This window comes from Brucella cytisi (genome assembly GCF_038433355.1).
Lineage (GTDB): Bacteria > Pseudomonadota > Alphaproteobacteria > Rhizobiales > Rhizobiaceae > Brucella > Brucella cytisi.
In genome coordinates this window covers 318,557-344,729 of record NZ_JBCAUP010000004.1, presented here as the reverse complement: position 1 = coordinate 344,729, position 26,173 = coordinate 318,557, and the positions used below count along the sequence as shown (strand labels likewise).

Below are 26,173 nucleotides of genomic sequence, written 5' to 3'. Positions count from 1 at the left end.
AGGAGGAGAAGCATGATGAGTTTCAAAACGTCCTGCCTGGCGGGAACGGCTCTATTGGCATTGGCAGTAGGTTCCGCTGGTGCGGCCGATTTGCCGGGTAAATTTGAAGGCGTGACGGTAAACGCCAAGCTGATCGGCGGTCAGCAGTATGAAGCGCTGTATTCGCGCATTGCCGAATGGGAAAAAGCGACCGGTGCCAAGGTCAACATCCTGTCCAAGAAGAACCACTTCGAACTGGACAAAGAAATCAAGTCGGACATCGCTTCTGGTTCGATCAACTGGTGCGTCGGCTCCAACCATTCGTCCTTTGCGCCGCAATATCCCGATCTCTATGCCGACCTGAATGGTTTGCTTCCAAAGGAAGAAATCGAAGGTTTCGTGCCATCGGTGATCAAGGCTTCGACGCTCGACGACAAGCTGGTCATGCTGCCGCGCGCCCAGTTCGACGTCTCGGCGCTCTACTATCAGAAGGGCCTTTACGAAGACGACGCCAAGAAGACCGCGTTCAAGGAAAAATACGGCTACGATCTGGCACCGCCAAAGACCTGGAAAGAAGTTTCCGATCAGGCTGTGTTCTTTGCCGATCCACCGAATTTCTACGGCACGCAGTTTGCGGGCAAGGAAGAAGCGATCAATGGCCGCTTCTATGAAATGCTGGTTGCAGAAGGTGGCGAATATCTCAAGGACGGCAAGCCTGCTTTCAATTCTGAAGCCGGTGTCCGTGCGCTCGATTGGTTCGTCAATCTCTACAAGGCCAAGGCCGTTCCTGCAGGCACCACCAACTATCTCTGGGATGAACTCGGCGCAGGCTTTGCTTCGGGCACCATCGCAATCAACCTGGATTGGCCGGGCTGGGCGACCTATTTCAACGATCCAAAGTCGTCGAAGGTCGCAGGCAATGTCGGTATCGTTCCGCCTCCGACGGGTTCTTCCGGCAAACGCACTGGCTGGTCGGGTCATCACGGCTTCTCGGTCACCGAATCCTGTGCCACCAAGGAAGCGGCTGCTTCGCTCGTCTGGTTCCTGACCAACGAAGATTCGCAGAAGCAGGAATCGGCTGCTGGCACGCTGCCAACTCGCACTGCCGTCTGGGACTATGTGATCGAACAGGCTGCTTCCGATCCATACAAGAAGGAAGTGCTCTCCGTGTTCCAGGAAACGGCGAAGACCGCTTTCCCGGTTCCACAGACCCCATCCTGGATCGAGATTTCCAACGCTGTTTATCCTGAACTTCAGGCAGCTATTCTTGGCGACAAGACCTCGCAACAGGCGCTTGACGATGCAGCCAAGAAGGCAACGCAGATACTTGAGGATGCTGGCGAGCTCTAGTCTCGCTTTGTGACTTCATGGCCCGCCTTTGGGAAACCAATTGGCGGGCCGTTTTGACAGGTTTTCTGGCTGATCCACCGCTTCGGAAGAACAATGTTTAAACGAATATCCCCGCCGGTTCTGCTTTTGCTTCCGGCCATTATCATCCTTGCGGCGGTGGTTCTGTTTCCCCTCGCGCTTTCGCTTTATTCAAGCTTTACGCCGTTTCGGCTGACGCGCCCTGACAGCCTGTTCAACTTCATCGGCTTACGCAATTATCAGCGCATCATGAGCGATTGGGTGTTCTGGGCTGCATTCATCCGCACGGTGATTTTCCTCACCATCGCGCTCAATCTGGAAATGCTGCTCGGCCTTGGCTTGGCGCTGCTCATCAACAAGGCGACCCATGGCCAGCGCGTTTTGCGCACGCTGATGATGTTCCCGATGATGTTTTCGCCGGTTCTCGTCGGCTTCCAATTCAAGTTCATGTTCAACGACAATATCGGTCTCGTGAACAATGCGCTGCAATCTCTGGGCATCACCAGCCAGGCTATTCCATGGCTGATCGACGGCAATCTGGCGCTGTTTGCGATTTTACTGGCAGAAGTCTGGATGTCGACCTCTGTGTTCGCGATCCTCATTCTGGGCGGTCTTCTGTCCATGCCGCAGGACCCGGTTGAAGCCGCGCGCGTTGATGGCTGCACGCCATGGCAGACATTCCGCTATGTCATCTGGCCTTATCTGATGCCATTTGCCTTCATCGCAATGACCATTCGTTCGCTCGATGTGGCGCGCGCTTATGACATTGTGAAGATCATGACCGACGGTGGCCCGGCACGCCGAACCGAGCTGATCTGGACACTGGTCGGGCGCACCGCCTATTCGGATGCGCAGATGGGACTGGCCAATGCCATGGCCTATGTCGCGATCCTGCTCTCGATCCTCTTCACCGTAATGTTCTTCCGCAAGCTTGCAGCCGCACGCGCGCAAATTGGAGCGGAGTGGTAATCATGGCATCAACAACGCTCTCCAATAACCAGCATCGCCTGCTGCGTCGCGTCAAGAAAGTCGCGTACCTTATCGGCCTGTTTCTCGCGATGACGATCATCTGCCTGCCCGGTCTGTGGATCGTGCTGTCCTCGCTGCGTCCGCCGGTTGAAATCATGGCAAAGCCGCCGGTCTGGATACCGCAGGAAATCACGCTTGATGCCTATTATGCGATGTTCTCAGGCGCAGGCGGCGGCGGTATTCCGGTCTGGGATTATTTCCGCAACTCGCTGATTATCTCGGTCACATCCACCATCATCGCGCTGATTGTAGGCGTTTCGGGTGGCTATGCCTTCGCGCGCTTCCGCTTCTGGGGCAAGTCGACAACCTTCCTCGGCCTCATGCTGACGCGCTCGGTGCCGGGCATTGCCCTGTCGCTGCCGCTGTTCATGCTCTATTCGCGCATCGGCATCATCGATACGCATTTTGGCCTGATCGTCACCTATGTGGCGCTCAATGTGCCGTTTACGATCTGGTTGATCGACGGCTTCTTCCGTCAGGTGCCGAAGGATCTGGCGGAGGCAGCCCAGATTGATGGCTGCACGCGCTGGCAGGCCTTCTGGCAGGTGGAATTTCCGCTAGCTGGTCCCGGCATTGCGACCGCAGGCATTTTTGCCTTCCTCACTTCGTGGAACGAATATGCGCTGGCGTCCCAGCTCACCCGTTCCGTCAATTCCAAGACCCTTCCTGTTGGTCTTCTCGATTACACCGCTGAATTCACCATCGACTGGCGCGGTATGTGCGCGCTGGCGGTCGTGATGATTATTCCGGCGCTGACCCTCACATTCATCGTCCAGAAGCATCTTGTTGCTGGTCTGACGTTCGGCGCGGTTAAAGGTTGATATAAAATGGCTCAGCTTTCCATTAAAAATCTCGTCAAGCGCTACGGCAATGTCGGCGTGGTGCATGGCATCAATCTCGAAATCGCCGACAAGGAGTTCGTGGCGCTGGTCGGTCCGTCCGGCTGCGGCAAGTCTACGACGCTGCGCATGATCGCAGGTCTTGAGAGCATCTCCGACGGCGCGCTCGAAATTGGCGGCAAGGTGGTCAACGATCTGCCGCCGCGTGATCGCAACATCTCCATGGTGTTCCAGTCCTATGCGCTTTATCCGCATATGTCGGTGCGCGAGAACATGGGCTTCTCGCTCAAAATCGCCAAGCAGCCGCAGGCGGAAATCGACCGCCGCGTCAATGAAGCCTCCGCCATTCTTGGCCTCGAAGCGCTGATGGAACGCCGTCCGGCACAGCTTTCAGGCGGTCAGCGTCAACGCGTTGCCATGGGTCGCGCCATCGTGCGCAACCCGGAAGTGTTTCTGTTCGACGAACCGCTATCGAACCTCGATGCCAAGCTGCGCACGCAGATGCGCACGGAGATCAAGATGCTTCATGCCAAAGTGCAGTCCACCGTCGTTTACGTGACGCACGATCAGGTCGAAGCCATGACGCTGGCTGACCGTATCGTCATCATGCGCGATGGCCATATCGAGCAGGTTGGCACACCGGATGAAGTGTTCAAGCGTCCGGCAACGCAGTTTGTAGCGGGCTTTATCGGCTCGCCGCCCATGAATATGGCCGAGGCAACTGTGCAGGGTTCGGAACTGGTCTTTGCCAGTGGCGACCGCCTGCCAGTGCCGGCACAGTTCAAGGCCAAGGTCACGGATGGCTCCAAGGTCACGTTCGGCCTGCGGCCGGATGATCTGTTTCCGAAAGGCCATGGGCTTTCATCGGGAGACGCCGTTCATGAGGGCGAATTGCGCGTTTCGATCACCGAGCCGCTTGGCAATGAAACGCTGGTCTTTGTCGAATTTGCCGGCAAGGAATGGGTGGCGCGTATGCTGAACCCACGTCACCTCGATTCCGGTGAAGCGATCTCCATGCATTTTGATCTGTCGCAGGCGCATCTGTTTGATGCGGCAAGCGGCAAGAGTCTGGCGGTATAGTTATGGCACGGATTGAAAAAGTCGAATTGCGCATGGTCGACCTTCCGCCGAAGGTCAAACGTACCGATGCGATCCAGAGCTTTGTCAGTCAGGAAACACCAATCGTCACCATCACCGATAGTGATGGTGCGGTGGGTACGGGCTACAGCTACACCATCGGCACTGGCGGCTCGTCCGTCATGCGCCTGTTGAGCGATCATCTGGTGCCGCTGATTATCAATGAGGATGCGGATTGCATCGAAGCGATCTGGCGCAAGCTCGAATTTGCAACCCACGCCACAACCATCGGCGCGATTACAGCCTTGGCTCTCGCGGCCATTGATACCGCACTTTGGGATTTGCGTGCCAAGAAACAGAGCCTGCCGCTATGGAAACTTGCGGGTGGTGCAAAGGATCGTTGCCCGCTTTACACGACCGAAGGCGGCTGGCTGCATATCGAAAAAGAAGCGCTGGTCGAGGATGCGCTGCAAGCCAAAGCCAAGGGTTTCTCCGGCTCTAAGATGAAGATCGGCAAGCCACATGGTTCGGAAGACTATGCGCGTCTTTCCGCTGTTCGTGCAGCCGTGGGGGACGGCTTTGAGATCATGACCGATTGCAATCAGGGCTTTACGGTGGACGAAGCCATTCGCCGCGCCGAGCGCCTGAAAGAGCTTGATCTGGCGTGGATCGAAGAACCGCTTCCCGCGGATGATCTTGACGGGCACATCCGCCTGACCCGTTCCACCCCGACACCGATTGCGGTGGGTGAATCAATCTATTCGATCCGCCATTTCCGCGAATATATGCAGAAGGGCGCTTGCTCCATCGTTCAGGTGGATGTGGCGCGTATCGGCGGCATCACGCCATGGCTGAAAGTGGCACACGCCGCAGAAGCCTTCGACATTCCCGTCTGCCCGCACTTCCTGATGGAACTGCATGTCAGCCTTACCTGTGCCGTTCAGAACGGGCGCTATGTCGAATATATTCCGCAGCTTGATGATCTGACCACCAAGGGCATGGAAATCCGTGATGGCCACGCCATCGCACCATCCGAACCGGGCATTGGTATTTCGTGGGATTGGGATGCCGTGCGCGCGCGCTCCGTTTCCGAATTCACCCGCGAGATCGTGAGATCGTGATGTCGCAAAGAATGGGGATGGTGATCGGGCTTCACCCTGAGAAGATTGCAGAATATAAAAAGCTGCATGCGAGCGTGTGGCCGGAAATTCTGGCACTCATTTCCGAGTGCAACATCACCAATTACACGATCTTTCTCAAAGAGCCTGAGAACCTGCTGTTTGGCACATGGGACTATGTCGGCACTGACTTTGAAGCCGACATGAAGAAGATGGCCGATAATCCTAAAAATCAGGAATGGTGGTCGGTCTGTATGCCATGCCAGAAGCCGCTTGAAACCCGTAAAGAGGGTGAGTGGTGGGCAATGATGGAGGAGGTTTTCCATCATGACTGAACCTTTTGATCCAAAAAACCTGCGCCAGTGGTGGGCGAAGCCGTCTGAGCCAAAACCGATTGTGATTTTCGGCGCGGGCAGCATCGTCGGCGACGCGCATTTGCCAGCCTACAAGAAGGGCGGCTTCCCGGTTGCGGGTATTTTCGATCCTAATTTTGAGAAGGCCAAAGAACTCGCCGACAAATGGAATGTGAAGGCTTTTGCAAGCCTTGAAGAGGTGCTTGCGGTTGAAGGCGCGATCTTTGATCTCGCTACGCCGCCGTCGGCCCATGCTTCGATCCTCGCGCAATTGCCGGCAAGCTCCGCTTGTCTCATCCAAAAGCCGATGGGCAGCGACTTGGCTAGCGCCACGGAAATCCTGAAGGTCTGCCATTTGCGCGATCTCAAGGCTGCGGTGAATTTCCAGCTGCGCTTTGCGCCGATGATGCTCGCGCTTTACGACGCCGTCGATAAGGGCCTGCTGGGCGAAGTCGTGGATTTCGACGCATGGCTGGCGCTTGCCACGCCATGGGGTCTGTGGCCGTTCCTGAAAGGTCTGCCGCGCATCGAGATCGCCATGCACTCGATCCATTATCTCGATTTCGTGCGCGGGCTGCTTGGCAATCCGCAAGGCGTTCACGCCAAGACCATCGGTCATCCGAACCATGAAGTCGCACAGACCCGCACGGCTGCAATCCTCGATTATGGCAACCGCGTGCGTTGTGCGCTGTCGATAAATCACGACCATGATTTTGGCCGCAAATTTCAGGCCTGCGAGTTCCGCATTTCAGGCACTGATGGCGCTGCCTATGTGAAACTGGGCGTCAATCTCGACTATCCGCGTGGCGAGCCGGACGAGCTCTGGATCAAGCCAAAAGGCGGGGACGACTGGGTGCAGGTCGCACTTGAAGGCGCATGGTTCCCGGATGCATTCTTGAACCGCATGGCACAGTTGCAGCGCTTCGCGACTGGCGAAGATGCAGAGCTTATCGGCTCGGTTGAGGATGCCTGGCACACCATGGCGCTGGTCGAAGCCGCCTATCAGTCAAGCGCTGCGCCCGCTACGCCGCTTGCCGCAAAACCGGAGGTGTGATTATGGCCGAACAGAAAATCTACTACGAAGATTATGAAATGAACCATGTGCGCCTCACGACGGGCCGCACGATCACTGAAACGGATTTCGTGGTTCATGCCGGGCATACGGGCGATTTCTTTCCGCATCATATGGATGCGGAGTTTGCTAAGACCCTGCCGGGTGGCCAGCGCATTGCTCATGGCACGATGATCTTTGCAATTGGTGTCGGATTGACCGCAACGCTGATCAATCCGGTTGCATTTTCCTATGGTTATGATCGTCTGCGCTTTATTCGTCCGGTTCATATCGGAGATACGATCCGCACGCGCGTGACAATCAGCGCCAAGGAAGATGACCCAAAGAGGGCCAATATGGGCCGCGTTACCGAGCGGTGCGAAGTGCTTAATCAGCGGGATGAAGTGGTGCTGGCTTGCGACCACATCCTGCTTGTCGAACGGAGGGCTTGAAAATGACGATACGATTTGATGGAAAAACCGCACTGGTGACGGCCGCCGCTCAGGGCATTGGCCGTGCAAGTGCGCTGGCTTTTGCGGAAGCTGGCGCCAAGGTCTACGCGACCGATATCAACGAGGCGGCACTCAAGGAAATCGAAGGCGTTTCGGGCATTATCACCCGCAAGCTCAATGTGCTTGACGAGGCGGAAGTGAAGGCCGCGGTCGCCGAGATCGGCCAGGTCGATATCCTGTTCAACTGCGCGGGCGTCGTCCATGGCGGCTCAATCCTTGAGATGAAGGACGAAGACCTCGACTTTGCCGTCAATCTCAACGTCAAGGCCATGATCCGCACCATTCGTGCAGTGCTGCCGGGAATGCTGGAGCGCAAGGACGGTTCTATCGTCAACATGGCGTCGGTCGCTTCGAGCGTGAAGGGCGTGCCGAACCGCTTTGCTTATGGCGTCACCAAGGCGGCTGTCATCGGCCTCACCAAGGCTGTCGCTGCCGACTACGTCGCCAAGGGCATCCGCTGCAACGCCATCTGCCCCGGTACGGTTGAAAGCCCGTCGCTGCAGGACCGTCTGCGTTCGCAGGGCGATTATGAAGAACAGCGCGCTGCATTCATCGCGCGTCAGCCTATTGGCCGTATCGGTCAGCCGGAAGAAATCGCCGATCTCGCGGTCTATCTCGCAGGTGCCACGTACACAACCGGTCAGGCTTATAACATTGATGGAGGCTGGACGATCTAGGGTAGTCGATATTCAGGCTCTGGCGGCCTGCAAATGGCACTTTTCTGCGCTTGCCTAGGCCCATGTACCTATAAGTACATTCCGCTCCGGTTCTCGAAAAACACCATTTTCGGCACGCCATAACCAGAATCTCAACCTTCCTAGGCTCCCCCATCGTTACCAATTCAGCATCCCCACAAGGAGTAAACTCATGAAATTTCTTCGCTATGGCGAAACCGGTCAGGAAAAGCCGGGCCTTCTCGATGCGGACGGCGATATCCGTGATCTTTCCGCCCATGTAGGCGATCTTTCCGGCGCGGCTCTGTCCCCGGATGCACTGGCCAAGCTCGGTGCGATCGATATCAATTCGTTGCCGAAGGTCGAAGGCAACCCACGCCTCGGTCCATGCGTTGCAGGCACCGGCAAGTTCATCTGCATTGGCCTCAACTATGCCGATCATGCTGCAGAATCCGGCATGGCAGTGCCGCCGGAGCCCGTTATTTTCATGAAGGCAACTTCGGCCATCGTTGGCCCTAATGACGATCTGCTCATCCCGCGCGGTTCGGAAAAGACCGACTGGGAAGTCGAACTCGGCATCGTTATCGGCAAGACCGCGAAATATGTTTCGGAAGATGATGCGCTTGATTACGTCGCGGGCTACTGCACGCTGCACGACGTCTCGGAACGTGCTTTCCAGATCGAGCGCGCCGGTCAGTGGACCAAGGGCAAATCCTGCGACACGTTCGGCCCGACCGGCCCATGGCTGGTGACGAAGGACGAAGTTGCCGACCCGCAGAACCTTGGCATGTGGCTCAAGGTCAATGGCGAAACCATGCAGGACGGCTCGACCAAGACCATGGTCTATGGCGTACGCCACCTCGTTTCCTATCTCTCGCAGTTCATGTCTTTGCAGCCGGGCGATATCATCTCCACCGGCACGCCTCCTGGCGTTGGCATGGGCATGAAGCCACCGCGCTATCTCAAGGCTGGCGACGTTGTCGAACTCGGCATCGAAGGTCTCGGCACGCAGAAGCAGAACGTGCGCGCTGACGTTTAACTTTTTTGAGCATGCTCTGATCACGGATAAATCATGACGAAAATCACTGATCTGCGCGTCTTCGATCTCCGCTTCCCGACTTCGCAAAGTCTGGACGGCTCTGACGCGATGAACCCGGACCCGGACTATTCGGCAGCCTATGTTATCCTCGATACGGATGACGAGGCGCTGAAGGGCCATGGCCTCACCTTCACCATTGGACGCGGCAACGACATTTGCTGTCAGGCGATTCTCGCCATGCGTCATCTGGTCGTGGGTGCCTCGATGGATGATTTCCTCGCGGCCCCCGGCAAGTTCTGGCGCTACCTGACCGGTGACAGCCAGCTGCGCTGGATCGGCCCGGACAAGGGCGCGATGCATCTTGCCACCGGCGCTGTCGTCAACGCCTTCTGGGATTTGGCTGCAAAGCAGGCTGGTAAGCCGGTATGGCGGCTTGTGGCCGACATGTCGCCGGAAGAAATCGCCGATATCGTCGATTATCGCTACCTCACCGATGCGCTGACCCGCGACGAAGCTGTCGAAATTCTGCGTAAAGCGGAAGCCAGCAAGGCCGAGCGTATCGCGAAGCTCGAAGCCGAGGGTTATCCTTGCTACACGACGTCTGCTGGCTGGCTCGGCTATGACGATGACAAGCTGCGTCGTCTTTGCCAGGAAGCGATTGATGAAGGCTTCAATCATGTAAAGATGAAGGTTGGTCGCGATCTGGAAGACGATATTCGTCGTCTCACCATCGCACGTGAAGTAATCGGCCCGGATCGTTATCTGATGATCGACGCCAATCAGGTCTGGGAAGTCGATCAGGCAATTGAGTGGGTCAACAAGCTTGCCTTCTCCAAGCCCTTCTTCATCGAAGAGCCGACCAGCCCGGATGATGTTGCAGGCCATCGCAAGATCCGCGAAGCCATTGGCGATGTGAAGGTTGCGACTGGTGAAATGTGCCAGAACCGCATCATGTTCAAGCAGTTCATCGCAGAAGGCGCTATCGACATCGTTCAGATCGATTCATGCCGTATGGGTGGCCTGAATGAAGTTCTGGCCGTGCTGCTGATTGCTGCAAAATACAACAAGCCGGTTTGGCCACATGCGGGCGGCGTTGGCCTGTGTGAATATGTCCAGCACCTTTCCATGATCGACTATGTGGCCGTTTCCGGCGCCATGGACGGTCGTGTGATCGAATATGTCGATCACCTGCACGAACATTTCATCGAGCCATGCATCATCAAGGATGCGGCCTATATGCCGCCATCGCTGCCGGGCTTCTCGATTGAAATGAAACCGCAGTCGATTGCGGAATATACGTTCAAGGGTTGAAAGCCAGTTTTTAGCTTATCGTAAAATAAAAAGCCGCGCTGAAAAGTGCGGCTTTGCTTTTAGAGAAAGCGGATCATCAGTGCGCCGGAAAGCAACAGAACCGCACCAACAATGCGCCCGGCGGTGATTTCACGCACCGCAACGCCCATGAAACCGATGCGGTCAGCAGCCAGTCCGGCCATCAATTGTCCAGCAACAGCAAGCCCCATCACGGCAGCAGCCCCGATGCGCGGCGTCAGCAACACCGATGCGGTTACATAGATACAGCCAAGCGCACCGCCAGCCACGAACAGCCAGCCCGCAGGCACGTTGAACGCTGGCATTGCACCCGTCGCGCGGGCGGTAATTCCGGCGATAACGGCAAGGATGACAGCTCCCGAAAGGAACGAAATTGCAGCAGCCGTCACCGGCGACCCCAATCCACGAGCCAAGGCTGCATTGATAGGCGCCTGAATAGCAATACAGGCACCGGAAAGGATGCCGAACAACGTCCAGAGCATGGAGATTTCCTCGCTTGGTGAAGAACCTGGAAGGAACAAATGGAATGATTAGTCCTTGCAGAGGATAATCGTCAGGTCAATATTTCGAACATGATCACGCCGAATACAGAGGCCTGATTGAACAAGTATTTTTGCGACAACTATTGAAGGGCTTAAAATGGTGCCCGGAGGCGGATTCGAACCACCGACACGCGGATTTTCAATCCGCTGCTCTACCAACTGAGCTATCCGGGCATCCGTAACAAGCAGCTAGCTCGTTCGAGGCGGCGTTGGTTCCCGCCGGAAGTGGGTGGGTTATAGCATTAAATTTCGCGCTGTCCAGCACCGTATCGCAATTTTTATCAGCTTTTCTCACATCTTTGATAAATAACTGATTTTGTTGGAGGAAGCCACTTTGAGAGAGGCTTAGTTTCCTTCTTCTTCCTCTTCGTCAATCGGCTTTCCCGGCAGGACATAGCTGCCGGATAGCCAGCGATTGAGGTCGATGCTTTTACAGCGTGGCGAACAGAACGGATAGGATTCGCGCGATGAAGGCTTTCCGCATTCCGGGCAGGGGCGCGTCGGACGCAATGGCGTCACTCGTGCACCTGCTGCGGTCGATATGTCCTTCTTGTCGCTCATACCTGCTCTCAGACTTTCCCGCTGTTCCAGTTAGCGTAAACCGGGTAGTCGACGTCGTTCAGCAGGCTGATAGTTTCCTGCAGCGGCAATCCCACGACGTTTGTATAGGAGCCAACCAGCTTCACGACGAAACTACCGGCTAGTCCCTGGATTGCATAGCCGCCCGCTTTCCCTCGCCATTCACCAGACGAGAGATATGCATCCATCTGCTGGCGGGATAACCGTTCAAAACGCAATCGTGTTTCAACCAGTGTCTGGCGCAAGTTCCCATTCGGCAAGACAAGGCTCACTCCTGTGAAAACCTTGTGCGTGCGCCCGGAAAGCAGCCGCAGACATTCTCTTGCCTCGTCGGCAATCTCCGTTTTGGGGAGAATGCGCCGGCCCACGGCCACAACAGTATCGGCAGCAAGAATGAAGGCACCGGCGAAATTCGCATCGTCCTTCAGCTGCTCTTGTGCCTTGCGCGCCTTCTCCCGCGACAGACGTCGCGCCAGCGAGCGCGGGTGTTCCGCGCGCTGCGGCGTTTCATCTATATCGGCCGGATGAATGTGGTCCGGTTCGATGCCTGTCTGCCCCAGAAGCTCGATCCTGCGTGGAGAACCGGAGGCAAGAACCAGCTTGTGTTGCGCGCTCATCGAATAGACATTTCCTGGAACGGGAACGGATTGCTTACTTGAAGCGGTAGGTGATGCGGCCCTTGGTCAGATCGTAAGGGGTCATCTCAACCAGAACCTTGTCGCCGGCCAGAACGCGGATGCGATTCTTGCGCATACGGCCTGCCGTATGGGCGATGATTTCATGTTCGTTTTCGAGCTTTACGCGGAACATTGCATTCGGCAGCAGTTCCGTAACAACACCCGGAAATTCTAGGACTTCTTCTTTCGCCATGCGATACCTGTGTCTTTCTTTGATAAAATGCCGCTCTCGAGCGGTCTTTAGGTCGGAATTTGCGCGGAACCTATATGATTAGGCGGCATTTGTGAACAACGGAATTCCGTGAACTTGATGCTGGAGCATTTCCAGCAAAAGTGCGAAGCCATTTTGCGTCGGATAATGCGACAAAACAAACAGTTAGAACGGTTCCGCCGATTCCGTATTAGCCGGAACCGTTCTTGTCAAAGCGCTGCATGATTTGCCGCTTCAGACGATCCCGCACATCGCGATAAGCCGCCATGATCTGACTTCTGCTGCCTGCCACCAGCGTGGGGTCAGGCGTCGGCCAATATTCGACATCAACCGAGAAACCGCGCATTCGCTCCAAGACGGTATGATGGGCGAGTGGTGTCAGCGTTACAATCAGGTCGAAATAGCCATCCGCAAGTTCTTCAAGGCCACGTGGTTGCCGGTTATCAAGCGACAAACCTTCTTCCTGAAGTACAGCATCGACAAACGGATCACGTTCGCCCCGCTTCACACCTGCAGAAGCTACATAAATATTGGGTGGCAGGGCCTGTCTTGCAAGTAACTCCGCCATGGGTGAACGAATTGCATTCTTGCCGCAGACAAAAAGCAGGGATTTGGGCGGGCTCGATTTATGATCTTCGTCGCCGTCGGCGCTGAAATTCACGGGAGGGGCATCGGTGATGACCATCAATGATCAGCCTCTCCAGTGCAGGACGCAGACAAGTGTGAAAAGCCGCCGTGCCGTGTTGAAATCAACCTCGATCTTGCCCTGCAGCCTGTTCTGGAGCGTCTGCGACCCTTCATTGTGCAGGCCGCGCCGTCCCATGTCGATTGCTTCGATCTTGCTTGGTGTGGCTGACCGGATCGCCTGATAATAGCTTTCACAAATCATGAAATAATCCCGCACGACGCGCCGTAAGGGCGTGAGCGAGAGAATATGAGTTGCGACGTCTTCACCGGCCTCCCGGGTGATGGCGAAGATCAGTCGCGATTCCATCAGCGAAAGCTTGAGACGGTACGGCCCTCCCGTGTCGTCTCCGATCGGGTGGAAGGAATTTTCTTCGATGAGGTCAAAAATGGCCACCGCACGTTCATGCTCGACGTCAGGCGTCGAGCGCCCGATGGATTCATCGAGCTCGACGTCAACAAGGCGCGCATTTGGAACAGCGGCGGTCATGTCACCTCATAGATTCAGCCGGATAGCGACAGACTGCGCGTGTGCGTCAAGGCCTTCGGCGCGGGCAATCTCGATTGCCGCAGGTCCGAGTACGCGCAGTTGATCAGGGCCGAGTTTGAGAAGCGACGTGCGTTTCATGTAGTCGAGAACCGACAAGCCGGACGAAAAGCGCGCTGAGCGCGCCGTTGGCAGAACGTGGTTACAGCCGCCGACATAATCGCCGATCACTTCCGGCGTATAGCCGCCGATGAAGATCGATCCCGCATTACGGATTTTGGGCAGCAATGCTTCCGGATCGGCTGTAGCGATTTCCAGATGCTCGGCTGCAATGCGATTGGCAAGCGGAATGGCCGCGTCGAAATCCTCGACCAGAATAACCGCGCCGAAATCACGCCAGCTCGCGGCGGCAGTTTGCGCGCGGGGGAGGTTGCGAAGCTGCCGTTCGACAGCTTCTTCGACAGCCAAAGCGAGAGCCTCATCATTGGTCATAAGGATTGATTGCGCAGCGGTATCATGCTCCGCTTGGGCAAGGAGATCAGCGGCGATCCAGTCAGGATTGTTGTCCTTGTCGGCGATGACCAGCACTTCCGATGGCCCAGCGATCATGTCGATGCCGACCGTGCCGAAGACGATACGTTTGGCCGCTGCAACATAGGCGTTGCCGGGGCCGACGATCTTGGCAACCGGACTAATTGTTTCGGTGCCATAGGCGAGTGCAGCGATAGCCTGTGCGCCGCCGACACGATAAATTTCGGAAACGCCAGCCAGACGTGCTGCCACCAGAACCAATGGATTGAGGATGCCGTCGGGTGCCGGGACGACCATGACAATGCGCTCTACACCTGCCACCTTGGCGGGAACAGCGTTCATCAATACGGAACTTGGGTAGCTTGCCGTGCCGCCCGGAACATAGAGCCCCACAGCTTCGATAGCGGTCCAGCGCGAACCGAGCTCAACGCCAAGCGCATCCGTATAACGATCATCTTTCGGCAACTGCCGCGCGTGGTGTTTCTCTATGCGCTCGTGAGCAAGCTTCAGCGCTTCGATCGTCGATGCCGGGGCTATGTCGAATGCGGCATCGATTTCAGCTTCAGTGACCGCAATTCCGGTTTTTTCGAGATCGATCCGGTCAAAGCGACGGGAATAGTCGATGAGTGCACTGTCACCTTCACGACGCACCCGTTCAACGATCTCGCGGGCCGCACGATCGACATCCTCGGACGCCTCGCGTTTGCTGGCCAGAAATGTCGCGAAATTATTCTCGAAATCGGGATCGGTTTGTCTGAGCGTCTTGACCACGCTTCTGTTCCTTCAAATATGCTTTGCCAAACTGGCGTCCGGCTGACGAAAGACGGTTTTGTATAACCCTCTCTTATGCCAGGGCGCTAAGATGCTGACGCTATCCAAGCCCTGAAAATGTTCAATCGCCACACGGGCTTTCCAAATCTCGATGATTTAGCTCATCAAGGTTTGGTATTAGACGTTATGGCGAGGAAGTGATTCTGTTTCCCATGCCGCGCCAAGGTCCGTCATTTGCGCTTCGATACATTCCACTTCAAGACGGATAGCCGCATTTGCCGAGAAAGTCAGTTCTATTGTTCCGGCAGGTGTTTCACCGGCCGTGAACTGAATGGCCATCAGGGAAAGCACTTCATCCGGTTTCTGGCGGTCAATGCCGACTGCCTTGGCTGCGATCACACGGTTGAAGTGCAGAGCGGTACGCCTGCGTTGATATTGCGGCTTGCGCAGGAACTTCGGCTTGCTTTCTTCCCAGACAAAGCGGTTTGCCGTGAGAACGAAGCGCTTCTCGTTCCCGAGATACTGAAGGTCGGATACTTTCAAAACTGCGTCCTGAAGATGAGCGGACAGGACCTGCAAATCCTCCTCATCCAGCGCCACAAGCTTCAACATCTCCATACTCCAGCACCACTTTCCGTTGTCGGTTAATAACTGCTCCCAACAGGCAGAAAATCAATCACCCGCTCGGCCGATTATCAACTTGGCATGTCAAAACAAAAAAATCGACAGGCTTTTCAAGCCTGTCGCCCTTCGACTGGAATCTTTAGCGTTGCGCGAGAAAAAGCCGGAGCGATGAATGTCACTCCGGCTTGGTCAGATCAGCCACTGATACGTTCTACTGTTGCGCCGCAGCGTGACAGTTTTTCTTCCAGACGCTCAAAGCCGCGATCCAGATGATACACGCGGTTGACCATGGTTTCGCCTTCAGCAGCAAGGCCAGCGATCACAAGCGAAACTGAAGCCCGAAGATCCGTTGCCATCACCTGAGCACCCTTCAGGCGTTCCACGCCTTCGACGGTTGCAGTCTGGCCGGACAGCGAAATCTTTGCGCCAAGACGTGCCAGCTCCTGCACGTGCATGAAGCGATTTTCAAAAATGGTTTCCGTGATGCGCGACGTTCCCTTGGCCTTGGTCATCAGGCCCATGAACTGCGCCTGCAAGTCGGTCGGGAAACCGGGGAAAGGGTCGGTAGTAACGTCAACGGGATGGATACCATGACCGTTACGGACAACGCGGAGACCGCTATTGGTCTCGGTGATTTCAGCTCCGGCCTGTCGCAGCGTTTCGAGAGCTGCGGAAAGCTGGCTTTCCTGTGCGCCTTCCAGAAGCACATCACCGCCGGTCATGGCGACGGCCATGGCATAGGTTCCAGCTTCGATACGGTCTGGAATAACACGAACGCGCGCGCCCGACAGGTTGGTGACCCCATCGATATGGATAGTGCTGGTTCCGGCGCCGGTGATCTTGGCGCCCATTGCATTAAGGCAGTCGGCGAGATTGACGACTTCCGGTTCGCGGGCAGCGTTCTCGATGACGGTTTCGCCCTTGGCGAGCGCTGCTGCCATCAGCATGACATGGGTCGCGCCGACGGAGACCTTCGGGAACTTATAGCGTGCGCCGACGAGACCGTGCTTGGCTTTCGCCTTCGCATAGCCGTTTTCGATTTCGATGTCGGCTCCAAGAGCTAAAAAAGCTTCGAGAAGAAGGTCGACAGGGCGCGTTCCGATAGCGCAGCCGCCTGGCAGGGAAACATTTGCTTCGCCCATGCGAGCGAGAAGAGGCGCAATAACCCAGAAGCTTGCACGCATCTTGGATACGAGTTCGTACGGTGCAGTGGTGGTGACGATATTACGGGCAGTGAAATGGATCGTACGCGAATAGGCCCCATCCTGATGCTCGCGACGTCCGTTAACCGAATAATCGACGCCATGATTACTGAGGATGCGGATCAACTGTTCGACGTCAGCCAGATGCGGCACATTTTCGAGCGTCAGCGTATCGTCGGTCAGAAGCGAGGCGATCATCAACGGCAGAGCGGCGTTTTTTGCGCCGGAGATTGGAATGATGCCGTTGAGCTTGTTGCCACCAACGATTTTGATGCGATCCATGCTGTGTCACCTTCTGGGCCGATACCTTGCCCGATAAATTTTCACCAAATCCGGCAGCCCTTACGGCGCGGTGGCGTTGCGTCATGAAATTACGAGTCTTGCGGCCAAATTACGTCAAATACGAATCACAATAGGACGACATCGCTGCGAAGAACAGAAATGAACTTTTACCGCAGAGCCCCCCTATCTTCAAGGAAGGCTTTGTTGTTGCGATTCTCAGTCGGTATCGTCGCTGGCGGCGGTGATGCCGTCGTTTCGTTCATCCGCTTCGCCTGCGCGACGTGATCTGGATTGCGCTTTGCGGCGCATCAGATTCGCGCGCAACTCCTCGGCCCGGCGCTTTTTGCGCTGGTCCGATTGGGTTTGTTTCTCTTTGTTGGTCGTATTTTCGCTCATGGCGGTCCTCTACTACGGGAAAAGGGCCGGAAAAGCTGCTTTCAAATGCGCGTCCGGCAGATTTCCACATTATGTGAAAAGAAATGCAATTGCTTGCTTGCGATTTGCGTAATGATGTGGCAGAAGTCCGCCGCACTCAAGAGATTGCTGCGGTAGCTCAGTGGTAGAGCACTCCCTTGGTAAGGGAGAGGTCGAGAGTTCAATCCTCTCTCGCAGCACCATTATTTTCCAATAAGATCCAGAAACTGGCTTTGCCGTGCTTTCGTTAGAGCACGTTTCGATCTGATCGGATCAGATCGGCGCTCTAATCATTTGTTGTTACGCGCATCTTTTCCGAAAACCGTTTCACACTTTTCTGGATGCGCTCTAATGGAAAGTGCGTGTGGTTGCTGATTTAAGATCAGTTCACACGGGGTTTTCAATCTCATTGAGCCGCTTTTCTTTCGCCATCAGTCTTTTCGATGTATACTGATTGCCAGACCGTCAGGCTCTGGTCTGACGAATTGGCGTGACGAAAATCGGATTTATCCGGTGACTGTTTGAAAGCCAGAAATTGCGTGCAGGCCATGTCCTGACCGTTTCCTTGCCGTCAGGACTGCTTAATCCGCAGGAGGAGCGTCATGGCACAGTTTCATGTTGTTGCAGGTCGAGACCAATCAGCCTTTTATCCCGAAGTTAAGCGCATTCGCATGGCAGATGTATTTGATGCCCTGCGTCTGGGCTTCGACGACTTCTGGGCAAAGCCATCGCATTACGTTTTCCTTTGCCTCATATATCCGCTGGCGGGGCTGCTCATCACTTACTGGAGCACGAACGCAAACGCGTTACCGCTCTTGTTTCCCCTGATGTCCGGCTTTGCCCTGATCGGGCCAATTGCTGCACTGCCGCTTTATGAGATGAGCCGACGCCGTGAAGAAGGGTTGGATACATCCTGGAAACGTGCGCTCGATGTGAGCCATTCCCCGGCATTGCCGTCCATCGTGGCTGTCGGTGCTTTTCTGTTCGCAATCTTTATTGCCTGGCTGCTGGTGGCTCAAAATCTCTATGTTCACTATTTCGGGCCGATGCCGCCCGAGAGCTTCTCAATGTTGATGAATCAGGTGTCGTCAACGGAAGAGGGACGCAGTCTGGTTTTTGCCGGTTGTGGCATTGGTTTGCTTTTTGCAATCGTTGTCCTGTGCTCGACGATTGTGACGTTCCCGATGCTGCTTGATCAGGATTGCGGCGCTGCGGCGGCGGTTGCGACATCGTTGCGTGTTGTCATGCGCAACCCCGTGGAATCGCTGCTCTGGGCTGCAATCGTAACCGCGATGCTGATCGTCGGTTTTGCCACGATGTTTGCCGGATTGGCGGTAGTAATACCCATCCTTGGGCATGCGAGCTGGCATCTCTATCGAAAGACGGTCACGCACCCGGCGGCAATGCATATTTGACCGGGGAACTGATCGATAAATCCCATCCGAAACATTGCTTCGGGTGGGATTGCCGTGGCTTTTTATGAAACATTTTCAAGCTTTCCAATATGTGGCGGCGTCCTGCCGCACCCCCACCCCCCTTTATTCTGCGGTCGGTTCTGCTTTAGAAGAGCAAGACGAGATTCGCGCGGATGATAATAAATAACAATAAGTTAGCGGAGCTCTCCTCGCAGCGCGTCAACGGGCTGGGTGGGCTTTCGATACATTTCAAGGACGGGCGTTCGCGCATTTCCAGGCTTTACCAGGAAGGCGCAGCCAAGATCCGCATGCCGCAGGTCGGAGGCGACCCGCTGGAAGCAATCCTGATCAACACATCAGGAGGGCTGACGGGTGGTGACCGACTGCAATGGGATGTGGAGATTGGCGAAAACGCTTCGGCTGTCATCACCACGCAGGCCTGTGAGCGTATCTATCGCTCAGGGGGCGGCGAGGCACGCATTGCCACGCGCTTGAAGGCGGCAAAAGGCACGCGTCTTGCTTGGCTTCCGCAGGAAACCATTCTGTTCAATCAATCCGTGTTGTCACGAACGCTGGATGTCGCGCTGGAGGAGGGGGCGGAAATCCTGGTGGTGGAGGCGACTATATTCGGGCGCCTTGCCATGGGTGAGCGGGTTGATGAAGCGATGTTCAGTGATCGTTGGCGTGTGCGGTTGGGTGGGCGGCCCGATGGGAGGCTTGTGCATGCCGAAGAGTTTCGGCTGGGACCAGATGTTGGGGCCGAATTGCAAGCGCGTCCAGTGACCGCCGGGGCTTTTGCCGTGGCCACCGTGCTTCTGATTTCAGGGGAGGCCGGGAAACATCTGGAAGCTGCCCGGCAGATCATTGGAGAGGAGGGCGGTGCCAGCCTCTGGCAGGTTGGTCCTGTAACCAAACTGATGATGCGACTTCACGCGCCGGATAGTTACACCTTGCGCAAACGTCTGGGGCCATTGCTTGCCCTGCTTAACGGTAAGGCAGGACTGCCCAAAGTTTGGACATTTTGAGTTCGCGGCAATCCCGCCGCTTTTAACGCCAGCGGAATGCATACCGCTTTGAAAGTAAGAAGTTTGGAACGAAGTCATGAATTTGACGCCCAGGGAAAAAGACAAGCTTTTGATCGCCATGGCCGCCATGGTTGCCCGCCGCCGCCTGGAGCGCGGTGTAAAACTCAATCATCCGGAAACGATCGCACTGATCAGCGATTTTGTCGTTGAAGGTGCCCGCGATGGGCGCACGGTTGCTGATCTGATGGAAGCAGGCGCGCACGTCATCACCCGTGAACAAGTGATGGATGGCGTGCCCGAAATGATCCACGACATTCAGGTCGAAGCCACATTTCCCGATGGCACAAAGCTCGTCACCGTTCACGAGCCGATCCGCTGATTTTCAGGTTTCGCCGAGGCGAACCTGTTTTTTGAAAGGTACGATAATGAAGAAGACTACGGTCCCTGCCGCGGTGGCAATGGCGCTCACCGCAAGCCCTGCCTTTGCCCATCTTAATCCGGCCGAACACGGCTCATTCGCGGCGGGCTTCACACATCCGCTCTCCGGCGCGGATCATATTCTGGCGATGGTTGCGGTAGGACTTTGGGCCGCCATGCTCGGTGGACGGGCACTCTTCGTCGTGCCAGCGGCATTTGTCGGCGTGATGCTGCTTGGTTTTGTGGCGGCACTTCGGGGCATGCCACTGCCCTTCGTTGAGCCGGTCATTCTGGCTTCGGTGGTCGTGCTTGGTCTTATGGTGGCGCTTGCCCTCCCTGTCACTACGGTTGTTGGTGCACTTATTGCCGGCTTCTTCGCCTTCTTTCACGGTCATGCACACGGTGGTGAAATCGGAGGCGCGGCATTCCTCTCCTATGCGGCTGGATTTGCGCTTGCGACCGCACTGCTACACGCCGCTGGCATGGGTGTCGGCCTTGCCGCAGGACGGCTTCTGGCGGGCAAGAATGGCAAAATTGCTTTGCGTCTGGCCGGTGGCGCTACCGCACTTAGCGGCCTGATGCTGATGGCCGGGTGAGGTGTGACATGATCCCCGGCGAAATTATTACGCAGGACGGCGATATAGAACTCAATCAGGGGCATCCCACCATCACGGTCAAGGTCGCCAATACCGGCGACCGCCCCATCCAGGTCGGTAGTCATTTTCATTTTTACGAAGTGAATGCGGCCCTTTCTTTCGAACGCGACAAGGCGCTCGGACAGCGGCTGGATATTGCAGCCGGAACTGCCGTGCGCTTTGAGCCCGGTCAGGAACGCGACGTGACATTGGTTCCCGTGAGCGGCAAGCGCGAGATCTACGGATTTCGCCAGATGGTCATGGGAAAGCTCTAGAACAGGTGACGGAGACATTTCATGCCAGCCAGAATTAGTCGCGCCACCTATGCGCAAATGTTCGGCCCTACTGTTGGCGATAAGGTGCGTCTCGCCGATACGGAACTGTTTATCGAAGTCGAACGGGACCTCACCACCTATGGCGAAGAGGTAAAGTTTGGCGGAGGGAAGGTTATCCGCGACGGTATGGGACAAAGCCAGATGTCGCGCGCCGACGGTGCGATGGATACAGTCATTACCAATGCTCTGATCCTTGATCATACTGGTATTTATAAAGCCGATGTGGGGCTTCGCGACGGGCGTATCGCGGTGATCGGAAAGGCCGGAAATCCGGATACGCAGCCCGGCGTTTCGATCATCATCGGCCCCGGTACGGAGATTATCGCGGGTGAGGGCAAGATCCTCACGGCGGGCGGTATCGACACGCATATCCATTTCATTTCACCGCAACAGGTGGATGAAGCACTTAATGCAGGCATCACCTGCATGGTCGGTGGCGGCACCGGATCCGCCCATGGCACGCTTGCAACCACATGCACGCCGGGGCCGTGGCATATAGCCCGGCTGATCCAATCATTTGACGGCCTGCCGATGAATATCGGTGTGTTCGGCAAAGGAAACGCTTCACTGCCCGGTGCATTGGAAGAAATGATCCGCGCCGGTGCCTGTGGCTTGAAGTTGCATGAGGACTGGGGCTCGACGCCAGCTGCGATCGATAATTGCCTGTCGGTTGCCGATCAGTTCGATATTCAGGTTGCGATCCACACCGATACGCTGAACGAAGGCGGCTTCGTCGAAGACACGCTCAACGCCTTCAAGGGACGCACGATCCATTCCTTCCATACGGAGGGCGCCGGTGGCGGACACGCTCCGGATATTATTCGCGTGTGTCAGTATCCGAACGTGTTGCCGGCTTCGACAAATCCGACCCGGCCTTACACGGTCAATACGATTGCAGAGCATCTCGACATGCTGATGGTGTGCCATCATCTGTCCCCGGCAATTCCTGAAGATATCGCCTTTGCAGAAAGCCGTATCCGCAAGGAAACAATCGCCGCAGAAGACATCCTCCACGATATGGGAGCGTTCTCCATCATTTCCTCCGACAGTCAGGCGATGGGCCGTGTCGGCGAAATGATCATTCGCTGCTGGCAGACTGCAGACAAGATGAAGAAGCAGCGCGGCAGTCTTCCCGACGACAAGCTGGGCAATGACAATTACCGGGCGCGTCGCTACATCGCGAAATACACCATCAACCCAGCAATCGCCCATGGCATGGCGCATGAAATCGGTTCGGTGGAAGTGGGCAAACGGGCTGATCTCGTTTTGTGGAATCCTGCTTTCTTCGGAATCAAGCCGGAGATGGTTCTGCTTGGTGGCTGGATCGCAACCGCGCCGATGGGGGACCCGAATGGCTCAATTCCAACGCCGCAACCGATGCATTATCGTCCGATGTTTGGCTCGTTTGGAAAAGCCCGCACCAATACGTCCATTACATTTGTTTCGCAGGCCGCAATGGATGAGGGGCTTCGAGAGAAGATTGGGGTGGACAAGCAGATGATTGCAGTGGCCAATACCAGAGGCGGTATCGGCAAACATTCCATGATCCTCAACAATGCGATGCCGCAAATGGAAGTTGACCCGGAAACCTATGAGGTGCGCGCAGATGGCGAACTTCTGACCTGCGAGCCCGTCGACGTCGTGCCAATGGCGCAACGCTACTTCATGTTCTGATCTTGAAAGGCAAAAAAATGTTTCGTGCCACTGCCATTATTCGTGCGGATAAGGTGATCGATGCCGTGCCTGCGGGCCATGCCGTTCTCGAACGTGATGAACGTCATTTGCGGCGCAAAGCCATTGTACTGGAAGGCGGCGAGAAGGTGCTCATCGATTTCGCAGAGCCGGTGGTGCTGGAACACGGTGACCGGCTTGTCCTCGATGACGGACGTGAGATTGAAATCCGCGCCGCAAGCGAGAAACTTTACGAAATCCGCGGGCGTGATCCGCTGCATATTGCCGAACTCGCCTGGCATATCGGCAACCGTCACCTCGCGGCTCAGATCGAGAGTGATCGCATCTTCATTCTTCGCGACCATGTCATAAAGGCGATGCTAGAAGGGCTTGGTGCGACAGTTACGGATGTAACGGCTATTTTCAGTCCACTACGCGGTGCTTATTCCGGTGGCCATTCGCGTCATGACCATGGGCATGACCACGATCATCATCATGGTCATCACGAACACGATCATGAACATCACCACCACCACCACGACTAATACCACCACCGCTTTGCTGCGGCTGATGGCCTGGCTGTCGCCGGTCTTTCCGGTCGGATCGTTCAGCTATAGTCATGGGCTGGAGCGGACCGTCCATGATGGCTATGTCGCAGACACAGCCACGATGGGCGATTGGCTGCATTGGCTTGTAACACGTGGCTCCGGCTGGAACGATGCCGTGCTTTGCGCGGAAAGCTGGCGGCGTGCGGTTGCCGAAGGCGATCTTGTCGAGGTTGCAGAATTGGCCGAATCACTGGCCGGTTCGCGCGAACGTCATATGGAGACGATGCTGCAAGGCGAAGCGTTTCTGGCTGCAGCCCGAAACTGGCCAAGTTCTGTATTCGATCGCCTGCCAGCCGATTGTCCCTATCCGGTGGCAGTCGGTGCCGTGGCGGGCGCTAACAAAGTATCGCTTGGATTGACACTCGCCGCCTTTCTGCAAGCCTTCTGTATCAATCTTTTGCAGGCATCCATCCGTCTTTCTGTCATGGGGCAGAACGGCGTGACTGCGACAATGTCGGATTTGGAGCCGGTTTTCGCCGAAACAGCGGCGCGAATAGAAAAAACTTCATTGAGTGACCTTGGTTCCGCGACTTACATTAGCGACATCATGGCCATGAGACACGAAACCCAACATTCGAGGCTTTTTCGCACATGACACAGAAAAACGGACCCTTGCGTATAGGTATCGGCGGACCAGTGGGATCGGGAAAGACGACGCTGACCGAAAAGCTTTGCAAAGCGCTGCGTGATAAATACTCGGTCGCCGTGATTACCAACGATATCTACACACAGGAAGACGCCCTCATTCTGGCGCGTTCTCAGGCTTTGTCCGAAGATCGGATCATGGGTGTCGAAACGGGCGGATGCCCGCATACGGCAATCCGCGAGGATGCCTCCATCAATCTGCAGGCAATTGCCGAAATGAACCGGCGATTTCCCGATCTGGAGATTGTCTTCATCGAATCCGGTGGTGACAATCTCGCTGCTACCTTCTCGCCAGATCTAGCGGACCTGACGCTTTATGTCATCTCTGTTTGCCAGGGCGAGGAAATTCCGCGCAAAGGCGGTCCCGGTATCACACGGTCAGATTTTCTTGTGATCAACAAGAGCGATCTTGCCCCTCACGTTCATGTCGATCTCGATATCATGCAAGGCGATGCGGCACGCATGCGCGGCAAGCGTCCATTCGGTTTCACCGACCTCCATCGCGGCAAGGGCGTGCCGGAAATCATCGACTTTATCGTTGAGAATGGCGGACTGGAAGCGCGTTGATTACGGCTGGCTGTTGAGCCGTTTGCGGGCCTCCCGTTGTGAGGCCTGCAAATCAATGATTGGTTTGGGATAGGTACTGCCCAACGCAATTCCAGCGCTGGTCAGCACATCCTTGGGGGCCTCAAACGGCTTGTGCAGCCATTTGTTGGACAGGCCCGATAGTTCTGGCACCCAATGCCGGACATATTGTCCTTCGGCATCGAATTTTTCACCCTGCAAGATCGGATTGAATACCCGGAAATAGGGCGCAGCGTCCATGCCGCAGCCTGCCACCCACTGCCAGCTTCCCGGATTGCTGGCGATATCACCGTCCACGAGCGTATCCCAGAACCATTCTTCACCCTTTCGCCAGTCGATGAGCAGATTCTTGGTGAGAAAAGATGCCACAAGCATTCGCACGCGATTGTGCATCCATCCGGTGGCCCAAAGCTGGCGCATACCGGCATCGATGATGGGAAAGCCCGTCTCTCCGCGACGCCACGCTTCGAATGCAGCTGGGGCATCGTGCCATGCGATGCCGGACAGTGTGTCACGCATATCGTGTCGGCTGATGTCGCGGCGGTGATAGAGCTGGTGATAGTTAAAGTCCCGCCAGATCAGTTCGGACAGAAACTTTTCACCGCCCGCCCGTGCTGCAAAATGCTCGTCCATAAACGCCAGCGTGGCATACCACGCCTGACGGGAGCTGATTTCACCGAACCGCAAATGAGGTGAAAGTCTTGAAGTTCCGTCGATGCCGGGAACGTCGCGATCCTCGGTATAGGTCGACAGCGTGTTCTCCAGAAAACGCGTCAGACAATCGCGCGCTGCGTCTTCTCCAATATTCCAAAGCCCATCCAACTTTTCCGCCCAGGACGGAACGCTGGGCGAATAGCAGGCTTTCTGTGTTGGTTTGATGTCCCATTGCCTTCGAGAAAGCGGGCGGGGAACGTTATGGAGGCGCAACGCTTTGGCGAAAGGGGTGAAGACCTGATACGGCGTATCGCTGGCTGTCTTGAGCTCCCAGGGCTCAAGAAGAAGATTGCCAGGAAATGAGGTTACACCGGTTCCGCTCTCCTTGAGTTGTGACTTCAGATTTGCATCGAATTCACGTTCCGCCGGAGCGTAGCGACGGTTCCAGAACAGTTCGGTGACGGCCAGTTTCGCGATCAACTGAGGGAGGATATCCCTCGGATCACCGGTCTCGATGAGAAGTTCAATATCACGATCAGCCAGCTGTTTTCCTATCGCTTTCAGGCTCTGATCGAGCCACCACCGCGCCGCGCCGACGGGCGCCCGAATCTCGGCAACGGTCTCATGAACGTAAACTGCTGTGATATGGTCGCCTGTTTCGGCGGCTGCATCCAGTGCGGGATTGTCGTTGATTCGAAGATCGTTACGCAGCCAGACGAGCGCGTGATGCTTCATGAGAAAAATTCCACTGCAGAAATGTGATGCCGACATGTCGAGCCACATATAGCGGAGCGAGCAAAAACGTCACGAG

Annotated in this window: 31 protein-coding genes and 2 tRNA genes; 21 read left to right on the top strand and 12 right to left on the bottom strand. The window is 55.9% G+C overall.

From position 1 onward, the window contains the following. Positions 1 to 12: 12 nt before the first annotated feature. The 11 genes from AAE521_RS06240 (at position 13) to AAE521_RS06190 (ending at position 10,350) form a co-directional block, all read left to right on the top strand. Entirely contained in the window at positions 13 to 1,329 is a 1,317-nt protein-coding gene (locus AAE521_RS06240; RefSeq protein WP_342060747.1) for an ABC transporter substrate-binding protein, read from the top strand. 93 nt (positions 1,330 to 1,422) lie between these two features. Beyond that, the gene (locus AAE521_RS06235) at positions 1,423 to 2,316 is read left to right on the top strand and encodes a carbohydrate ABC transporter permease (protein ID WP_010658081.1); all 894 of its coding nucleotides are present in this window, start codon (positions 1,423 to 1,425) and stop codon (positions 2,314 to 2,316) included. Positions 2,317 to 2,318: 2 nt separating this feature from the next. Further along, positions 2,319 to 3,197: a carbohydrate ABC transporter permease gene (locus tag AAE521_RS06230; protein ID WP_071631895.1), complete on the top strand. Its 879-nt coding sequence runs from the start codon at positions 2,319 to 2,321 to the stop codon at positions 3,195 to 3,197. A gap of 6 nt (positions 3,198 to 3,203) precedes the next feature. After that, on the top strand, positions 3,204 to 4,295 hold the full coding sequence (locus AAE521_RS06225; RefSeq protein ID WP_342060746.1) for an ABC transporter ATP-binding protein: 1,092 nt from the start codon (positions 3,204 to 3,206) through the stop codon (positions 4,293 to 4,295). 2 nt (positions 4,296 to 4,297) lie between these two features. Then, positions 4,298 to 5,413: a mandelate racemase/muconate lactonizing enzyme family protein gene (locus AAE521_RS06220; protein WP_342060745.1), complete on the top strand. Its 1,116-nt coding sequence runs from the start codon at positions 4,298 to 4,300 to the stop codon at positions 5,411 to 5,413. After that, positions 5,413 to 5,745 (top strand): L-rhamnose mutarotase, encoded by a 333-nt coding sequence (locus tag AAE521_RS06215; protein ID WP_342060744.1) that lies wholly within the window; start codon positions 5,413 to 5,415, stop codon positions 5,743 to 5,745. The genes AAE521_RS06220 and AAE521_RS06215 overlap by 1 nt, the downstream gene beginning before the upstream one ends. Further along, positions 5,738 to 6,817, top strand: coding sequence for a Gfo/Idh/MocA family protein (locus tag AAE521_RS06210; RefSeq protein WP_342060743.1), 1,080 nt, complete (start codon positions 5,738 to 5,740; stop codon positions 6,815 to 6,817). Before AAE521_RS06215 ends, AAE521_RS06210 begins: the two co-directional genes overlap by 8 nt. A gap of 2 nt (positions 6,818 to 6,819) precedes the next feature. After that, on the top strand, positions 6,820 to 7,266 hold the full coding sequence (locus AAE521_RS06205; RefSeq protein ID WP_342060742.1) for a MaoC/PaaZ C-terminal domain-containing protein: 447 nt from the start codon (positions 6,820 to 6,822) through the stop codon (positions 7,264 to 7,266). 2 nt (positions 7,267 to 7,268) lie between these two features. After that, positions 7,269 to 8,003 carry an SDR family oxidoreductase gene (locus AAE521_RS06200; RefSeq protein WP_071631901.1) on the top strand — a complete coding sequence of 245 codons (735 nt, stop codon included), beginning with the start codon at positions 7,269 to 7,271 and terminating at the stop codon, positions 8,001 to 8,003. 190 nt (positions 8,004 to 8,193) lie between these two features. Continuing rightward, a complete protein-coding gene (locus tag AAE521_RS06195; protein WP_342060741.1) occupies positions 8,194 to 9,039 on the top strand; it encodes a fumarylacetoacetate hydrolase family protein in 846 nt (281 codons plus the stop codon). Between the two features lie 33 nt (positions 9,040 to 9,072). Continuing rightward, the gene (locus AAE521_RS06190) at positions 9,073 to 10,350 is read left to right on the top strand and encodes an L-fuconate dehydratase (RefSeq protein WP_342060740.1); all 1,278 of its coding nucleotides are present in this window, start codon (positions 9,073 to 9,075) and stop codon (positions 10,348 to 10,350) included. Positions 10,351 to 10,409: 59 nt separating this feature from the next. Here the strand turns inward: AAE521_RS06190 and AAE521_RS06185 are convergent, their stop codons facing one another. The 11 genes from AAE521_RS06185 to AAE521_RS06135 form a co-directional block, all read right to left on the bottom strand. Then, entirely contained in the window at positions 10,410 to 10,850 is a 441-nt protein-coding gene (locus AAE521_RS06185; protein ID WP_010658091.1) for a DMT family transporter, read from the bottom strand. A gap of 158 nt (positions 10,851 to 11,008) precedes the next feature. Beyond that, positions 11,009 to 11,084, bottom strand: a tRNA-Phe gene (locus tag AAE521_RS06180). 171 nt (positions 11,085 to 11,255) lie between these two features. Next, a complete protein-coding gene (yacG, locus tag AAE521_RS06175) occupies positions 11,256 to 11,471 on the bottom strand; it encodes a DNA gyrase inhibitor YacG (RefSeq protein ID WP_010658092.1) in 216 nt (71 codons plus the stop codon). 8 nt (positions 11,472 to 11,479) lie between these two features. Further along, positions 11,480 to 12,106, bottom strand: a complete 627-nt coding sequence (locus AAE521_RS06170; protein WP_010658093.1) for a Maf-like protein — start codon at positions 12,104 to 12,106, stop codon at positions 11,480 to 11,482. Between the two features lie 34 nt (positions 12,107 to 12,140). Continuing rightward, positions 12,141 to 12,359 carry a translation initiation factor IF-1 gene (gene infA / locus AAE521_RS06165; protein WP_002965531.1) on the bottom strand — a complete coding sequence of 73 codons (219 nt, stop codon included), beginning with the start codon at positions 12,357 to 12,359 and terminating at the stop codon, positions 12,141 to 12,143. 208 nt (positions 12,360 to 12,567) lie between these two features. Beyond that, entirely contained in the window at positions 12,568 to 13,062 is a 495-nt protein-coding gene (locus tag AAE521_RS06160; protein ID WP_342060766.1) for an arsenate-mycothiol transferase ArsC, read from the bottom strand. A gap of 6 nt (positions 13,063 to 13,068) precedes the next feature. Next, on the bottom strand, positions 13,069 to 13,551 hold the full coding sequence (locus AAE521_RS06155; RefSeq protein WP_010658095.1) for a UPF0262 family protein: 483 nt from the start codon (positions 13,549 to 13,551) through the stop codon (positions 13,069 to 13,071). Positions 13,552 to 13,557: 6 nt separating this feature from the next. After that, positions 13,558 to 14,850 (bottom strand): histidinol dehydrogenase, encoded by a 1,293-nt coding sequence (gene hisD / locus AAE521_RS06150; protein WP_342060739.1) that lies wholly within the window; start codon positions 14,848 to 14,850, stop codon positions 13,558 to 13,560. A 177-nt stretch (positions 14,851 to 15,027) separates the two neighbouring features. Next, a complete protein-coding gene (locus AAE521_RS06145; protein WP_010658097.1) occupies positions 15,028 to 15,468 on the bottom strand; it encodes a DUF2948 family protein in 441 nt (146 codons plus the stop codon). Positions 15,469 to 15,668: 200 nt separating this feature from the next. Continuing rightward, positions 15,669 to 16,958 (bottom strand): UDP-N-acetylglucosamine 1-carboxyvinyltransferase, encoded by a 1,290-nt coding sequence (gene murA / locus AAE521_RS06140; protein WP_071631907.1) that lies wholly within the window; start codon positions 16,956 to 16,958, stop codon positions 15,669 to 15,671. Positions 16,959 to 17,174: 216 nt separating this feature from the next. After that, positions 17,175 to 17,354 (bottom strand): hypothetical protein, encoded by a 180-nt coding sequence (locus tag AAE521_RS06135; protein WP_010658099.1) that lies wholly within the window; start codon positions 17,352 to 17,354, stop codon positions 17,175 to 17,177. Between the two features lie 146 nt (positions 17,355 to 17,500). Here AAE521_RS06135 and AAE521_RS06130 point away from each other — a divergent pair. From AAE521_RS06130 to ureG, 10 genes are all read left to right on the top strand, one after another. After that, a tRNA-Thr gene (locus AAE521_RS06130) sits at positions 17,501 to 17,575 on the top strand. 399 nt (positions 17,576 to 17,974) lie between these two features. Next, a complete protein-coding gene (locus AAE521_RS06125; RefSeq protein ID WP_071631908.1) occupies positions 17,975 to 18,787 on the top strand; it encodes a DUF2189 domain-containing protein in 813 nt (270 codons plus the stop codon). A 173-nt stretch (positions 18,788 to 18,960) separates the two neighbouring features. Beyond that, positions 18,961 to 19,812, top strand: a complete 852-nt coding sequence (locus AAE521_RS06120; RefSeq protein WP_071631909.1) for an urease accessory protein UreD — start codon at positions 18,961 to 18,963, stop codon at positions 19,810 to 19,812. Positions 19,813 to 19,888: 76 nt separating this feature from the next. Next, entirely contained in the window at positions 19,889 to 20,191 is a 303-nt protein-coding gene (locus AAE521_RS06115; RefSeq protein WP_010658102.1) for an urease subunit gamma, read from the top strand. Between the two features lie 46 nt (positions 20,192 to 20,237). Beyond that, a complete protein-coding gene (locus AAE521_RS06110; protein WP_342060738.1) occupies positions 20,238 to 20,825 on the top strand; it encodes a HupE/UreJ family protein in 588 nt (195 codons plus the stop codon). 8 nt (positions 20,826 to 20,833) lie between these two features. Continuing rightward, positions 20,834 to 21,139: an urease subunit beta gene (locus AAE521_RS06105; protein WP_342060737.1), complete on the top strand. Its 306-nt coding sequence runs from the start codon at positions 20,834 to 20,836 to the stop codon at positions 21,137 to 21,139. A gap of 21 nt (positions 21,140 to 21,160) precedes the next feature. Then, positions 21,161 to 22,873: an urease subunit alpha gene (ureC, locus tag AAE521_RS06100; protein ID WP_342060736.1), complete on the top strand. Its 1,713-nt coding sequence runs from the start codon at positions 21,161 to 21,163 to the stop codon at positions 22,871 to 22,873. 17 nt (positions 22,874 to 22,890) lie between these two features. Beyond that, positions 22,891 to 23,415, top strand: a complete 525-nt coding sequence (ureE, locus tag AAE521_RS06095) for an urease accessory protein UreE (RefSeq protein ID WP_342060735.1) — start codon at positions 22,891 to 22,893, stop codon at positions 23,413 to 23,415. Continuing rightward, positions 23,387 to 24,073: an urease accessory protein UreF gene (locus tag AAE521_RS06090; RefSeq protein WP_342060765.1), complete on the top strand. Its 687-nt coding sequence runs from the start codon at positions 23,387 to 23,389 to the stop codon at positions 24,071 to 24,073. Before ureE ends, AAE521_RS06090 begins: the two co-directional genes overlap by 29 nt. Continuing rightward, positions 24,070 to 24,690: an urease accessory protein UreG gene (gene ureG, locus AAE521_RS06085; protein ID WP_010658108.1), complete on the top strand. Its 621-nt coding sequence runs from the start codon at positions 24,070 to 24,072 to the stop codon at positions 24,688 to 24,690. Before AAE521_RS06090 ends, ureG begins: the two co-directional genes overlap by 4 nt. Here the strand turns inward: ureG and AAE521_RS06080 are convergent, their stop codons facing one another. Next, positions 24,691 to 26,097 carry a cryptochrome/photolyase family protein gene (locus tag AAE521_RS06080; protein ID WP_342060734.1) on the bottom strand — a complete coding sequence of 469 codons (1,407 nt, stop codon included), beginning with the start codon at positions 26,095 to 26,097 and terminating at the stop codon, positions 24,691 to 24,693. Positions 26,098 to 26,173: the final 76 nt, after the last annotated feature.